12 protein-coding genes are annotated in these 13,562 nt (G+C 67.0%); 6 read left to right on the top strand and 6 right to left on the bottom strand.

Annotated elements, in window-relative coordinates; all coding sequences use genetic code 11:
- Positions 1–25 precede the first annotated feature (25 nt).
- The 5 genes from C1H66_RS00185 to C1H66_RS23010 all read right to left on the bottom strand — a co-directional run bounded on the left by C1H66_RS00185 (position 26) and on the right by C1H66_RS23010 (position 6,157).
- Entirely contained in the window at positions 26–880 is an 855-nt protein-coding gene (locus C1H66_RS00185; protein WP_102625907.1) for a universal stress protein, read from the bottom strand.
- Between the two features lie 134 nt (positions 881–1,014).
- Positions 1,015–2,505 carry a SulP family inorganic anion transporter gene (locus C1H66_RS00180; RefSeq protein WP_102625906.1) on the bottom strand — a complete coding sequence of 497 codons (1,491 nt, stop codon included), beginning with the start codon at positions 2,503–2,505 and terminating at the stop codon, positions 1,015–1,017.
- Positions 2,506–2,921: 416 nt separating this feature from the next.
- A complete protein-coding gene (locus C1H66_RS00175) occupies positions 2,922–3,725 on the bottom strand; it encodes a slipin family protein (protein WP_102625905.1) in 804 nt (267 codons plus the stop codon).
- 57 nt (positions 3,726–3,782) lie between these two features.
- Positions 3,783–5,291 (bottom strand): NfeD family protein, encoded by a 1,509-nt coding sequence (locus C1H66_RS00170; protein WP_102625904.1) that lies wholly within the window; start codon positions 5,289–5,291, stop codon positions 3,783–3,785.
- Between the two features lie 206 nt (positions 5,292–5,497).
- Positions 5,498–6,157 (bottom strand): hypothetical protein, encoded by a 660-nt coding sequence (locus C1H66_RS23010; protein WP_205738605.1) that lies wholly within the window; start codon positions 6,155–6,157, stop codon positions 5,498–5,500.
- A gap of 258 nt (positions 6,158–6,415) precedes the next feature.
- On the opposite strand from C1H66_RS23010, the gene C1H66_RS00160 reads away from it, so the two are divergent.
- From C1H66_RS00160 to C1H66_RS00145, 4 genes are read left to right on the top strand one after another with little or no spacing between them, the layout of a single operon-like run.
- Positions 6,416–7,504 (top strand): phosphotransferase, encoded by a 1,089-nt coding sequence (locus tag C1H66_RS00160; RefSeq protein ID WP_102625903.1) that lies wholly within the window; start codon positions 6,416–6,418, stop codon positions 7,502–7,504.
- A 15-nt stretch (positions 7,505–7,519) separates the two neighbouring features.
- A complete protein-coding gene (locus C1H66_RS00155) occupies positions 7,520–8,728 on the top strand; it encodes an ABC transporter substrate-binding protein (RefSeq protein WP_102625902.1) in 1,209 nt (402 codons plus the stop codon).
- A gap of 46 nt (positions 8,729–8,774) precedes the next feature.
- The gene (locus C1H66_RS00150; protein ID WP_181423481.1) at positions 8,775–10,472 is read left to right on the top strand and encodes an ABC transporter permease; all 1,698 of its coding nucleotides are present in this window, start codon (positions 8,775–8,777) and stop codon (positions 10,470–10,472) included.
- Entirely contained in the window at positions 10,469–11,104 is a 636-nt protein-coding gene (locus C1H66_RS00145; protein ID WP_102625901.1) for an ATP-binding cassette domain-containing protein, read from the top strand. Before C1H66_RS00150 ends, C1H66_RS00145 begins: the two co-directional genes overlap by 4 nt.
- 8 nt (positions 11,105–11,112) lie before the next feature.
- Here the strand turns inward: C1H66_RS00145 and C1H66_RS00140 are convergent, their stop codons facing one another.
- Positions 11,113–11,886 (bottom strand): YiiX/YebB-like N1pC/P60 family cysteine hydrolase, encoded by a 774-nt coding sequence (locus C1H66_RS00140; protein WP_102625900.1) that lies wholly within the window; start codon positions 11,884–11,886, stop codon positions 11,113–11,115.
- 341 nt (positions 11,887–12,227) lie between these two features.
- Between C1H66_RS00140 and C1H66_RS00135 the strand changes: the two genes are divergently transcribed.
- Positions 12,228–12,920: a TIGR04283 family arsenosugar biosynthesis glycosyltransferase gene (locus C1H66_RS00135; protein WP_102625899.1), complete on the top strand. Its 693-nt coding sequence runs from the start codon at positions 12,228–12,230 to the stop codon at positions 12,918–12,920.
- Positions 12,910–13,527 (top strand): TIGR04282 family arsenosugar biosynthesis glycosyltransferase, encoded by a 618-nt coding sequence (locus C1H66_RS00130; protein WP_102625898.1) that lies wholly within the window; start codon positions 12,910–12,912, stop codon positions 13,525–13,527. The genes C1H66_RS00135 and C1H66_RS00130 overlap by 11 nt, the downstream gene beginning before the upstream one ends.
- Positions 13,528–13,562 lie beyond the last annotated feature (35 nt).

Here is a 13,562-nt window from a genome sequence, read left to right as displayed (position 1 = left end):
GCCCTTGAGCAGTCGCTGCCGTGGATCACCGCAGCAGCAGCACCGGTACGCTGGCCTTGCGCAGCATCCCGGTGGTGGTGCTGCCGATCAGCAGGTGGCGGATGCGCGAGTGGCCATAGGCGCCCATCACCAGCAGATCGATGCCGAGCTCTTCCTGATAGGCGCGCAGGGTCGCCTCCACCTCGCCGGCGCGGATCGCGCCCTCGGCCTCGTGGCCGGCGTCGCGCAGCGTCGACAACGCCCAGTCGAGCTGGGAGCGGTTGTCGCCGGTCTCGGCGCCGACGATCACCACATGCACCGGGATACCCTCGAACAGCGGGCTGCTGGCCAGCATCTCCACGCCCTTGCGGGTGGTCTTGCTGCCGTCGAAGGCGATCATCACCTTCTCCGGGCGCTTGAAGGCCTCGGGCACCATCAGGATCGGCCGGTGCAGGGTGCGCACCACCCGCTCCAGGTTCGAGCCCAGGTGCTCGCTCGCCTGGTGGGCGGTCTCGCCGCGCTTGCCCATGACCAACAGGCGGATCTCGCTCTCCAGTTCCTCGAGTGTCTCCACCAGGGTACCGTTGCGCTGGCGGGTGGCGGGCTCGCTCACCCCGTCCTCGACGGCCCGCTCCCTGGCCGCCTTGAGCATCAGCCGGCCCTGCTCCTGGGCGACCTTGGCGCGCTGCTCGTCGAGGGTGGCCAGCTCCTCGAGCAGGTGCTCGCGGGAACCCAGCCCGATGTTACCGGAGAGATCCGCCTCAGCGGTCTGGGGGTGGTTGTCCACTACGTGCAGGAAGGTCAGCGGCGCGCCGAGCGCCAGGCTGGCCCAGGCGGCGTAGTCGCACACCCCTTCCGAGAACTGTGAGCCGTCGATGGCGGCCATCACCTGATCTGTCATCTTGTCGTTTCCCGAGCTGGCGTGGGTTGGCGGCGGGCCCGATCGCCTCGGTCCACCGTTACACAAGTTCTACACCATCGGACCGACGCAGCACAGGGGTACGCCCATCCGAGGGCCCGGAGGCTTGCCTCGAATCAATGACCGCCCATCAGCTTCTCGACCGCTTCCGGGTCGTCATGCACCGCATAGCGATCGACGATGGTGGCGCTGGCCTCGTTGAGGCCGATCAGCTCCACCTCGGTGCCCTCGCGGCGGAACTTGATCACCACCCGATCCAGGGCCTGGACGGCGGTGATGTCCCAGAAGTGGGCACGGGAGAGATCGATGGTCACCTTCTCCACGGTCTCCTTGAAGTCGAAGGCGTTGCCGAAGCGCTCGGAGGAGGCGAAGAACACCTGCCCCACCACCTTGTAGACGCGATGGTGGCCCTGCTCGGCTTCCTCGGAGCCGATATAGAAGATGTTGCCCACCTTGTTGGCGAAGTTCATGGCGGCGAGCAGCACGCCGACGAAGACGCCGATGGCCAGGTTATGGGTGCCCACGGTGACCGCCACGGTGGCCAGCATGACCATGTTGGTGCTCATCGGGTGCTTCTTCAGGTCGCGGATGGAGCTCCAGCTGAAGGTGCCGATGGAGACCATGATCATCACCGCCACCAGCGCCGCCATGGGGATCCGCGACACCCAATCGGAAAGGAAGACCACCAGGACCAGCAGCACCACGCCGGCGATCAGCGTGGAAAGCCGACCACGCCCCCCGGACTTCACGTTGATCACCGACTGGCCGATCATCGCGCAGCCGGCCATGCCGCCGAGCAGGCCAGAGCCGATATTGGCGATGCCCTGGCCCTTGCACTCACGGTTCTTGTCGCTGGGAGTATCGGTCAGGTCATCGACGATGGTGGCGGTCATCATCGACTCCAGCAGGCCGACGACGGTCAGCATCAGCGCATAGGGCAGGATGATCCACAGGGTCTCGAGGTTGAGTGGCACGTCGGGCCACAGGAAGACCGGCAGGGTATCGGGAAGCTCGCCCATGTCGCCAACGCTTCTGATCTCCATGCCGGTGATCATGTAGACCGCGGTCAGTACCAGGATGCACACCAGCGGCGACGGCACCGACTTGCCGATCACCGGCAGGTAGGGAAAGCCGTAGATGATCGCCAGGCCGGCGATGGTCATGGCATAGACATGCCATGTAACACCGGTTAATTCAGGAAGTTGGGCCATAAAGATCAGGATCGCCAGGGCGTTGACGAAGCCGGTGACCACCGAGCGCGAGACGAAGCGCATCAGGTCGGCGAGCTTCAGGTAGCCGGCGACGATCTGCAGCACCCCGGTGAGCAGGGTGGCCGCCAGCAGGTACTCGAGGCCGTGGTCGTGCACCAGGGTCACCATCAGCAGCGCCATGGCGCCGGTGGCCGCCGATATCATGCCCGGCCGACCACCGGTGAAGGCAATGATCACCGCGATACAGAACGATGCGTAGAGGCCGACCTTGGGGTCGACGCCGGCGATGATCGAGAAGGCGATGGCCTCGGGGATCAACGCCAGTGCCACGACGATGCCGGAGAGGGTGTCCCCCTTGATGTTGGAAAACCATTCTTCTCGCTTGTATCGGAGCATTCTGCGGTCCCGTTGTGGGTGAATATTCATGCCGTCAGGCACCAGGGTATGTCGTCGCATGCCATGCCTTCGGCCTCGCCGGGTCGGGCGTGGCCCGTGGCGGGCATGTCGCGAGTGATCATTCTCAGGAAGGGCGCAGGGGCACCCGGGACATCGGCGTGATGTCATGGATCGAGGGGCCGAAGCCACTGGGCACGGCACCTCGGGGAAAGAAGGGTGCGCTAGGGCGGCGTGGCCAGCCCTGTCAGGGGGGTCATCACGTTGCGTCGTTTCCCGTGCTCTTGAGGATCGGGCAGGAGACGGAGGCGGACTCCGGCCAACTGCCCCGATAACGAGCGCGAGAGTCTAGCAGAGTTCATGCTGCAGCGCACCCGAGGGGGCAGTCCCACGGCCGTCCGGCCGTGGCACCGGCCGGATCAGGTGTCGTCGCCACTATCCGGTGTCGCCTGGCCGCCACGCGCCTGCGCCGCGGGGGAGGCCTTCATCTGCCGGAAGGCCTCCATGATGTCCATGGGCAGCGGCACCACGATGGTCGAGGCATTCTTGTTGCTCATGTCGCTCATGGTCTGTAGATAACGCAGTTGCAGGGCGGCGGAGTTCTCTGACATCACGTTGGCCGCCTGGACCAGCTTCTTCGAGGCCTGCAACTCGCCCTCGGCATGGATCACCTTGGCGCGCCGTTCGCGCTCGGCCTCGGCCTGGCGGGCGATGGCACGGATCATGCTCTCGTCGAGGTCGACGTGCTTGATCTCGACGTTGGCCACCTTGATCCCCCACCCCTCGGCGGAGCTGTCGATGATCTCCTGGATGTCGTCGTTGAGCTTGTCACGCTCGGAGAGCATCTCGTCCAGGTCGTGCTTGCCGAGCACCGAACGCAGGGTGGTCTGGGCCAGCTGGCTGGTGGCATTGACGTAGTTCTCCACCTGGATGATCGCCTTCTCCGGGTCCACCACGCGGAAGTAGAGCACGGCATTGACCTTGACGGTGACGTTGTCCTGGGAGATCACGTCCTGTTCCGGCACGTCCATGGTGATCACCCGCAGGTCGACCACCTCCATCTTCTGGATGCCGGGGATGACGATGATCAGCCCTGGCCCCTTCACCGCCTGGAAGCGCCCGAGGAAGAACACTACGCCACGTTTGTACTCCGGCAGGATGCGGATCGAGGCCGCGATCAGCATGAACAGCAGCACTACCGGGACGAGATAGGAAATCATCATGGTCTGTCTCCTTGGCTAGCTTGCGATCCTCACCGTCCGGATTCGATCGGCGAAGGCTCAGGCACTCTCCTCCAGGGGTTCGACCTCGATGGTCAGCCCCTCGACCCTGACCACTCGCACCTTCTGCCCCTTGCGCAGCGGCGCTGTACTGCGAGCGTTCCAGCGTTCGCCCATCAGCCTCACATGGCCACTCCCATCGAAATCTTCCAGTACCTTGGCCTCGCTGCCCAACAGCTCTTCCTGGCCGGTCTTCGCCGGTCGTCGCCGCAGCCCCATGAAACGAGTCAGGGTCCAGAGCATGAACACTGCCGCCAGCAGGGCGATGCCACCGATCATCGGCAGCGATATCGTCAGGTTGTCCGCATCCATCAGTATCACCGATCCGATCACGAAGGCGACGATGCCGCCCATTCCCAATATGCCGAAACTGGGCATCAAGGCTTCGCCCACGATCAGCCCCAGACCCACCAGGATCAGCGCCAGGCCAGCATAGTTGACCGGCAGCACCTGGAAGGCGAACAGCGCCAGCAGCAGCGAGATGATGCCGATGGTGCCCGGCACCAGGCTGCCCGGGTTGGACAGTTCGAAGATCAACCCGTAGAAGCCGATGATCATCAGGAAGTAGGCGACATTGGGGTTGGTGATCACCGAGAGCAGCTCGGTACGCCAGTCCGGATCGAAGCGCTCGATGACCAGCTCGCTCGTCTCCAGCGTTCGCTCGCCATGCTCCATCACCACCTCGCGACCATCGACCTGCGCCAGCAGGTCGTCGAGATCGCGGGCCACCACGTCGATGACGTTCATTTCCAGGGCCTCGCGAGCGGTCAGGTTGACCGCCTCGCGCACCGCCTCCTCGGCCCAGTCGGCGTTGCGCCCATGGCGATCGGCGAGCCCGCGGATGTAGGAGACGGCGTCCTCGAGCACCTTGCGCTCCATGGCCGACTCCCCGCGGCGCGGGCCCTGGCTGGCCTCCTCCCGCTCGTCATCCTCGGAGACGGCTTCCTCGTCATCGCCGGCAGCGGCATCGCCACCGTTGGCGGCATCACCGTCATCGCCGGTGGCACTATCTTCCTCTGCCCGGGCACCACCATTACCGTCGTCTTCCTCGTCGTCGCCCAACCCCGGCAGGCCGCCGCCGCCGATCTGTACCGGCGTCGCCGAGCCCAGGTGGGTAGCCGGCGCCATCGCCGCCACATGGCTGCCGTAGAGCAGGTAGGTACCCGCACTGGCCGCGCGGGCACCGCTGGGCGAGACATAGATGGCCACCGGCACGGGGGAGTTGAGCATGCTGCGGATCATGCTGCGCATGGAGGCGTCCAGCCCGCCGGGGGTGTCCATCTGCACCACCACCAGCTCGGCATTGCCCTCCTCCGCCTTGCGTAGCCCACGCTGGAAGTAGTCGCTGGTGGCCGGGCCGATGGCCCCGTCGACGGTCATTACCAGAGCGGTCCGCGCTTCCTGCTGGGCCTGGGCGTGCCAGGCCAGCAGACCGCCGAACACCAGACACAGCAAGCTGAACGGCAGCAGCATGCGCCTGGCCATGGCCCCGCGGAGTCCACTCGTCATAAGTTACCCTGCCCTGCGTCTTCTGCCCTTGAGAGTCGCGATGACACGCCGTGGTTCAGCCGTTGCCGATATCAGCGTAGGCAGAAGAGGATCGTTACCGCAACAGCCGCCACCGGCCCGCAGGAGGCAATCGACGCGAGTCGGGGGCTTGCAGGGCACCGGTGCCGCAGGGCGGCACCGGTGGTGGAGCCCCTCCCTGTCAGTGCTCAGAGGTCATGTGTTTCTCCGGCAAAACGCCGCTGCACCTCCACCATATAGGCAGAGAGCGACTGCAGGGCCTCGCCCTCCCACTCCAGCGGCTCGGCCTCCATGGGCGCCACCATGCAGACCTGCACCATCTCGTCGGCGTGAACCTCGGGCATACCGAACTGGTCGCTGGCCATCGCCACCCGGTGGGGGAAGGGCTGCTCGAAGGTGGCCTTGTAGCCCATGTCCTGCCCGTCGCTGCCGTGGCAGCTGGCACAGGACAGGCCGTTGGTGCTCAACGAGGTGTCATAATAGAGCTCCTCGCCGCGCACCAGCAGCTCCTGCGGGTTTGCGTCGGTCTCGCTGTAACCGGGCGTATAGCCATCGGGCCGCTGCACCGCGTCACTCGACTGGGCCTCGGCCTCCCCTTCGGCTTCTCCCTCGGCTTCTCCCTCGGCTTCTCCCTCGGCTTCTCCCTCGGCTTCGGCTTCGCCATGATTGCTGGCGAGCAGAAGAGTCGCTTCGGTAACGGGGGCAAAGCCTGCCTCGGTCGAGGTATTGCCCGCCGTGGCCTGCAGGGCCGCTCCGCCGGCCACCAACGCCAGTACCGGGGCCGTATAGGCGAACTGTCTGCTCAGCCGGCCTAGCAGCCTGCGGCGTTTGTCGTCATGCTGTGACATGATTTCCACCTCCGTGATGACATTTCAGATCATGCTCTTGTTGGTCAGGCCAGCTCGCTTGGGGACCCAAAGGATCCTGTCGCTACGCGTCTTGCCAGCGGTCTGGTTTGGTAGGCACTGGAATCGATTACTTACACCACCGCACGGCAGGCCGCTGCTCCAGGTGTTCCATCATCGATGTAGTGCTGTTCGGGATGTAAGGAACCCCGTACTCGCCCGACCACCTACTGACCGACCATCCCGATGTCGAGGAAGGCCATGCCGAACAACGTTTCCTCCCCCGTCTCCCCGGAAACCCGGCACGACCTGTGTGATCGCCTGGCCGCGGCGCTGACACGGGCCGGCCGCCACGCCGAGATCCTCTCAATGCAGCCGATGGCCGATACCGGCCTGGCCCATCACCACGTCTGGCTGGTGCGTGACGCCATCGACTGGGTCGCCCGCCTGCCCAAGCAGAGCCAACTGGGGCTGGGGGCACGGGCCAACCTCGATTACCAGGCGGCCTGCTTCGCCCGGGCGAGCGAGAGCGGGCACACGCCGGCTCTGCACGGCGTCCTCCCCCCGTCCAAGGACCTGCCGCGGGGCGGCCTGCTGGTCAGCGCCATTCGCGGCCGGCCGGCGCACCTGCCGGATGACCTCCCGGCCATCGCCGAGGCATTGGCCAGCCTGCACGCCCTGGAAATACCGCCCTCCGGACAACGCGAACCACTGCAGGCGCCTGGCGATCCCTGGGCCGCCATGCGTCACGAGGTCGCGACACAGGCTCGCTTCCTCGATCGGGCGGGCCTCACACCGGAGGTGCGACGGCGCATCGAGGCCGAGCTCGCCGCCCTTCCCCAGCGCCTGTCCGGCGCCGAGCCGCGGTTGATCAGCTTCGATGCCCACCCGGGCAACTTCCTGATCACCGACTCGGGACGCGCCGTGCTGGTAGACCTGGAGAAGTGCCGCTATGGCCTGCCCGGCTTCGACCTGGCCCATGCCAGCCTCTACACCTCGACTACCTGGGACCTCGTCAGCCGTGCCGAGCTGTCAGCGGCGCAGGTGGCCGACTTCTACCACCGCTGGATGACGGCCACCGGCTTCGACGGCGACACCGCGGCCCTGCTGGCCTGTCGCCGCGCCATGTGGCTCTGGTCACTGACCTGGTGCGCCAAGTGGCGTGCCAGCCATCGCCGGGCCCGTGACGCCCATACCCGCGGCGAGGACTGGTCCGCCGAGCTCAGCGACGAGGCGCTGATCGCCCATGTGCGCGACCGGGTCGACCACTATCTCTCCCTGCCAGCCATCACGCTTGTACAGGATGAATTCCGCACCCTCGAGGGCGCGCTGAATACCGCCATGAATTGAAGAAGGATTGCTTCGATGCCGAGTCGTACCCTCGCCGCCGCCCCGCTCGCCCTGCTGCTGTCCATGCCGCTGCACGCCGCCCCGGATCCCGCCGACTGGGACGCCGTACGCAACGAGGCCCGCGGCCAGACCGTCTACTGGAATGCCTGGGCGGGCGACACCCGCACCAATCGCTACCTCGAGTGGGTCAACCAGCGCATGCAGGACGAGTATGATGTGACGGTGGTGCATGTGAAGCTCGACGACACCAGCGCCGCCGTGTCACGGGTCCTGGCCGAGAAGTCGGCCGGCAACCGCGAGGACGGCAGCATCGACCTGATCTGGATCAACGGCGAGAACTTCGCCGCCATGAGGGCGGCCGACCTGCTGTTCGGTCCCTTCGCCGAGCGGTTACCGAACTTCGCCCTCACCTACCCCGAGCACAATCCCGAGGTGGTCACCGACTTCACGCTGCCCACCGAAGGCTTCGAGGCGCCCTGGGGGAAGGCGCAGATCACCTTCTACTTTGACAGTGCCGAAATCGACTCCCCGCCCCGTGACATCGAGGCACTGCTCGCCTGGGCCGAGGCCAACCCCGGCCGCTTCACCTATCCCCGCATTCCCGACTTCACCGGCAGCACCTTCCTCAAGCAGGCACTGCTCGCCCTGAGCGACGCCGACGAGGCGCTCTATGCCCCGGTGGAGGAGAGCGACTTCACGGCCGTCACCGCCCCGCTGTGGGACTACCTGGACACCCTGCACCCTCACCTGTGGCGCGGCGGCCGGCAGTTCCCCGCCAGCGGCCCGGAGCTGCGCAACCTGATGAGCGACGGCGAACTGGCGCTGGCCTTCACCTTCATCCCCTCGGAGCCGGCGGCCGCGGTGGCCGACTCCGAGCTTCCGCCCACCACCCGCAGCTATGTGCTGGAGGGCGGCACCCTCGGCAACGTGCACTTCGTCGCCATTCCCTTCAACTCGCCTCACAAGGCCGGTGCCATGGTGGTCGCCGACTTCCTGCTCTCCCCGGAAGCCCAGGCCCGCAAGCAGGACCTGGCGATGTGGGGTGACCGCACCGTGCTCGACGTGGCGCGCCTCGATGAACAGGCCCAGGCGCTCTTCGCCCTGGACGAGGAGAATCCGGCCATGCTGCCCCCCGATGCCCTGGCGATGACGCTACCCGAGCCTCACCCGAGCTGGATGACCGCCCTGCAGGAGGCCTGGCTCGAACGCTATGTGCGCAACTGATGACGATGGCTCCCCGCACCACGGCCGGTGACGAGGCTCGATCGGGATGATCCTGCGCCTCGCGCCCGTGCTGATCGTCACCCTGCTGGTCGGCCCCATCCTCGCCGGCCTGGCCATGGCGGTGCTGCCGGCCTTCGGCTACCTGCCGGCGCTGGGCGGCGACACCCTCGGCCTGGCCCCCTGGCGGCAGTTGGTCGCCCAGCCCGGCCTGTGGCGCTCGGTGGCGGTGAGTTTCACCAGTGGCCTGGTCACCACCGCGGTGTCGCTCGTCGTGGTGCTGCTGTTTCTGGCCTCTGCCACAGGCAGCCGGCTCGATCACTGGATTCGCCGGCTGGTCTCGCCGCTGCTGTCGATCCCCCATGCCGCCGCCGCCTTCGGCCTGGCGTTCCTGATCGCCCCCTCCGGCCTGGTGGCCCGGCTGGTCTCGCCGGGACTGACCGGCTGGGAGCGCCCCCCGGACCTGTTGATCGTCCAGGACCCCTGGGGCCTTTCGCTGATGGCGGGGTTGATCATCAAGGAGATTCCCTTCCTGCTGCTGATGAGCCTGGCGGCCCTGCCCCAGCTCGATCCCGAAAGGCGCGTGGCCATCGCCCGCTCGCTGGGCTACCGGCCGACGATCGCCTGGCTCAAGGTCGTCGCCCCGGCGCTCTACCCGCTGATCCGCCTTCCAGTCTATGCGGTGATCGCCTATGCCACCTCGGTGGTGGACGTCGCGCTGATCCTCGGCCCCACCCTGCCACCGACGCTCAGCGTGTCGATCCTCACCTGGTTCAACGACCCCGATCTCTCCCGGCGCTTCATGGCCTCGGCCGGTGCGGTGCTGCAGCTCGGTGTCACCGCCGCGGCGCTGGCGACCTGGTGGTGCCTGGAATGTCTCGCCACCCGCCTGATACGCCACTGGATCGACCGCGGCGGACGCCGACACGGCGAGAAGCCGCTGCACCTGGCCGGCAAGGGGCTGATCCTGTTGGCCAGCCTGATCGCCTTCATCGGGATCGCCGGTCTCGCCCTCTATTCGGTGGCCGGCTTCTGGCGCTTTCCCGACGCCCTGCCCCAGAGCGTCACGACCACGCACTGGGTTCGCGCGCTGCCGTCGCTGGCGGGCCCGGCGAGCTCGACCGCCATCATCGCCATCGCGTCGACGCTGATCGCCGTGGTCCTGGCCCTGGCCGCACTCGAGAACGAGCAGCGCACCGGGCGCCAGCCGGCTCAGGGGCGGCTCCTTTCCGCGCTGGGGCTGCTCTATCTGCCGCTGATCGTGCCACAGATCGCCTTCCTGTTCGGCCTGGTGGTGGTCATGGAGTCGCTCGGCACCCGACCGCAGCATGGCCTGGTGATCTTCGGCCACCTGCTGTTCGTGCTGCCCTACGTGTTCCTGTCGCTCTCCGAGGCCTACCGGCGCTTCGACCCGCGCTGGACGCGGCTGGCCCTCACGCTCGGCGCCTCGCGCAACGCCGCCTTCTGGCGGGTGCGCCTGCCCCTGTTGCTGGCGCCGATGCTCACCGCCTGCGCCGTGGGGCTGGCGGTCAGCATCGGCCAGTATCTGCCCACTCAACTGCTCGGCGCCGGTCGCGTGCCCACCGTCACCACCGAGGCGGTGGCGCTCGCGTCGGGAGGCAACCGCCGCGCGATCGGAGTCTGGGCGCTGGTCCAGGCCAGCCTGCCATTGGTGGGTTTCACCATCGCCATCGGCCTGCCGCGACTGCTGTGGTCCAACCGCCGAGGTATGCGAGGAACACCATGAACGACCGCCACCATCTGGCCCTGGAGCAGATCCGTATCACCCTGGGCGAAGTGACGCTGCTCGAACTCGATGCCGCGGTTGGCCCCGGCGAGGTACTCACCGTGATGGGCCCGTCCGGCTCGGGCAAGTCGACCCTGCTGGCCTTCGTGGCGGGCTTCCTGGCACCGGCGTTCCAGGCCACGGGACGGATACGCCTCGACGGCCGCGACATCACCCGACTGCCGGCCGAACGGCGCGGCATCGGCCTGCTGTTCCAGGATCCGCTGCTGTTTCCGCATCTCTCGGTGGCCGGTAACCTGCGTTTCGGCATGCCTCGCTCTACCCCCGACAGGTCGGACCGGGTCGAGGACGCCCTGGGGGAGATCGGCCTGGCCGGTTTCGGCGACCGCGACCCGGCGACGCTCTCCGGTGGCCAGCAGGCGCGGGTCGCCCTGATGCGTCTGCTGCTCTCCGCCCCCTGTGCCGTGCTCCTCGACGAGCCATTCGCCAAACTCGATACCCATCTGCGCCACGAGATGCGACAGCTGGTGTTCTCCCGACTGCACGAGGCCGGCCTGCCGAGCCTGCTGGTCACCCACGACCGGGAGGACGCCGAGGATGCCGGCGGCTCGCTCATCCAGCTGTCGGCCTGACGAGCCCGTCACATCTCCGGCAACGCGTCCTCGGTCTCGCTCCAGGCCAGGCGCCGGGGGTCGAAGCCATCGACGAGGACCGGCTTGACGATCTCGAAGTAGGGCGAGAGGTCGAAGTCACGCGGCGTGAACAGGCTGTAGTGTCGACGCCGCAATACCCGACGTTGGCATCCGACACAGCGCCGTGGATCGTCCTGCCACTCCTCGGAGGGCAGGATCGGATAGCGTACCGCCTGGAAGGCCTGGGCGATCAGGGTCGAGCAGATCGCCCGGGTGGGGTCACCGCTACCCAGGGACAGCATGCGGCGGCGCCAGCGTGCCGGCACGGGAGGCAAGGGAAGCAGGTAGCGGGCCAGATCGAAGATGTTGCGCAGGTCGTAGCGATGCCCCACGCGCCGACAGGCAAACCTTGCCAGCGTCTCGATATCCTCGGCCCCGAGCCCCATCGGCCGGCAGATGCGTAGTGGATAGCCAGCGTACTCATCGAACCCCACCACCCGCACGCCCTCGGCGAGGTCGACCTCGACGAAGCAGGCCCCGGGTCGTCCGCCGGCTCGTTCGGCCACCTCACTGCCGACGAACAACGCGGCATGGGACCAGGAGGACTGGGTCAAGTACTTGATCACCGTACTCAGCCGTGAGGAACCCTCGACCAGCAGCACATCGCCTGGCCGCAGGCAGGCCAGCACATCACGCTCGATACGGATCTCGGCCTGGTGCCAGGGTCGCGGACAGGAGAGCCAGCAGCTCAGCATGTAACCGATGCGACTCAAGAGTGTCATGGCTGATCCCCCCTTCTCCCGACGGCATGAGCCTCATGTCCGCAGGCCTGGCCGGATAGGCATGCCCATCGCGTCACTCGGGCCCGACATCATGCCATGGTCACTTCAGGCACTGGGGATGAGAAATCGAGGTCATACTACTCAGGCCGTTCATGACACGTCTCCCTCTGGGAGATGGCCGGGTTTACGAATGCCACGCCATACCGTTTAGTGGCAACAAGCCTGCCTCCCTTACGCCCCCGCCTAGCTATCGACACCATGAGGGTGCGGTAAGATACGGGGCTCCGGCACGACACAACATGGACAAGCCGACCACCACGACTCTGGACAGACCGCCTGCCATGTCAGCAACGCCGCGACTGAGCGTCATCATCCCCGTCCTCGACGAGGCGGCCGCTATCGAGGCCCGGCTCGATCGACTGCTGGGCCTGTGGTTGTGCGGTACCGAGATCATCGTGGTGGACGGCGGCAGCCGGGACGACACCCTCGCCAAGGCCTGCCCCGTGGCCACGCGAATCCTCCAGTGCCCACCCGGGCGCGCCGTGCAGATGAACACGGGGGCCCACGCCGCCAGAGGCAGCCAACTGCTCTTTGTGCATGCCGACACCCGGCTGCCACGACGCACCGATCTCCTGATCGACAGGGCTCTGGCCGGGAAGCACTGCTGGGGGCGCTTCGATATCAGGCTCGAGGGCCGGCACCCCATGCTGCCGGTCATCGCCACGGCCATGAATATCCGGTCCCGGCTCACCGGCATCGCCACCGGTGACCAGGCGCTTTTCATGACCCGTGAGGCATTCACCACCGTGGGGGGCTTCCCCGAGCAACCCCTGATGGAGGACATCGAGATGTCTCGTCGACTGAAACGCCTCTCTCCCCCCGCCTGCCTGCGCCACAAGGTGGTGAGCAGCGGCCGGCGCTGGGAGCAGCAGGGCGCCTGGGCGACGATCTCCCTGATGTGGCGGCTGCGCTTTCGCTACTGGCGGGGCGCATCGCCGGAGGCCCTGGCTCGGGAATATCGTCATGTCCGCTGATTTTCCCCTGGCGATACTGGCCAAGGCACCGATTCCCGGCGAGACGAAGACCCGGCTGATCCCGGTGCTCGGCGCCGAAGGCGCCGCCCGGCTGCATGCCGCCCTGCTGCGCCATGCCCTGGAGATCGCCGCGGCCGCCACGTCGGCCCACCACATCACCCTGTGGACGGCACTGGATCACGGCCACTCGCTGTTCCTCGAGCTGGCCGACCGTTACGGTATCGAACTGCGCGCCCAGCCGGAGGGCCACCTGGGGGTGCGCATGCATCACGCCCTGAGCAGCATGCCCGGCCCGGGCCTGTTGATCGGCTGCGACTGCCCCATGCTCACGCCGGTGCTGCTGAACCATTGCTGGAAGGCCCTGGAGCGGGCAGACGCCGTCTTCCTGCCCGCAGAGGACGGTGGCTATGCCCTGGTCGGAACCCGACGCACCGATCCGCAGCTCTTCGCCGCCATCGACTGGGGCACGCCCCGGGTGATGGCCCAGACCCGACGGCGAGCTCGTGAGCTCGGCTGGCGACTGGCCTGTCCGACCAGCGTCTGGGATGTGGACCGGCCGCAGGACCTGCAGCGATTGCGCAGGCTATTGCCGCACCTGGTGGAATGACCGATTGCCGACGCGAGTTCACCGACATCCGGAAT

The organism is Halomonas heilongjiangensis (assembly GCF_002879645.1).
In the GTDB taxonomy this organism is placed as follows: Bacteria; Pseudomonadota; Gammaproteobacteria; order Pseudomonadales; family Halomonadaceae; genus Halomonas; species Halomonas heilongjiangensis.
The sequence above is the reverse complement of the archived record's forward strand: the minus strand, read 5'-3'. Positions and strand labels throughout refer to the sequence as shown.

Excerpts from the sequence above, each read along its gene's own strand:
- C1H66_RS00185 (WP_102625907.1), bottom strand. The coding sequence starts at position 880 with ATGACAGATCAGGTGATGGCCGCCATCGACGGCTCACAGTTCTCGGAA.
- C1H66_RS00180 (WP_102625906.1), bottom strand. The coding sequence starts at position 2,505 with ATGCTCCGATACAAGCGAGAAGAATGGTTTTCCAACATCAAGGGGGAC.
- C1H66_RS00175 (WP_102625905.1), bottom strand. The coding sequence starts at position 3,725 with ATGATGATTTCCTATCTCGTCCCGGTAGTGCTGCTGTTCATGCTGATC.
- C1H66_RS00170 (WP_102625904.1), bottom strand. The coding sequence starts at position 5,291 with ATGACGAGTGGACTCCGCGGGGCCATGGCCAGGCGCATGCTGCTGCCG.
- C1H66_RS23010 (WP_205738605.1), bottom strand. The coding sequence starts at position 6,157 with ATGTCACAGCATGACGACAAACGCCGCAGGCTGCTAGGCCGGCTGAGC.
- C1H66_RS00160 (WP_102625903.1), top strand. The coding sequence starts at position 6,416 with ATGCCGAACAACGTTTCCTCCCCCGTCTCCCCGGAAACCCGGCACGAC.
- C1H66_RS00155 (WP_102625902.1), top strand. The coding sequence starts at position 7,520 with ATGCCGAGTCGTACCCTCGCCGCCGCCCCGCTCGCCCTGCTGCTGTCC.
- C1H66_RS00150 (WP_181423481.1), top strand. The coding sequence starts at position 8,775 with ATGATCCTGCGCCTCGCGCCCGTGCTGATCGTCACCCTGCTGGTCGGC.
- C1H66_RS00145 (WP_102625901.1), top strand. The coding sequence starts at position 10,469 with ATGAACGACCGCCACCATCTGGCCCTGGAGCAGATCCGTATCACCCTG.
- C1H66_RS00140 (WP_102625900.1), bottom strand. The coding sequence starts at position 11,886 with ATGACACTCTTGAGTCGCATCGGTTACATGCTGAGCTGCTGGCTCTCC.
- C1H66_RS00135 (WP_102625899.1), top strand. The coding sequence starts at position 12,228 with ATGTCAGCAACGCCGCGACTGAGCGTCATCATCCCCGTCCTCGACGAG.
- C1H66_RS00130 (WP_102625898.1), top strand. The coding sequence starts at position 12,910 with ATGTCCGCTGATTTTCCCCTGGCGATACTGGCCAAGGCACCGATTCCC.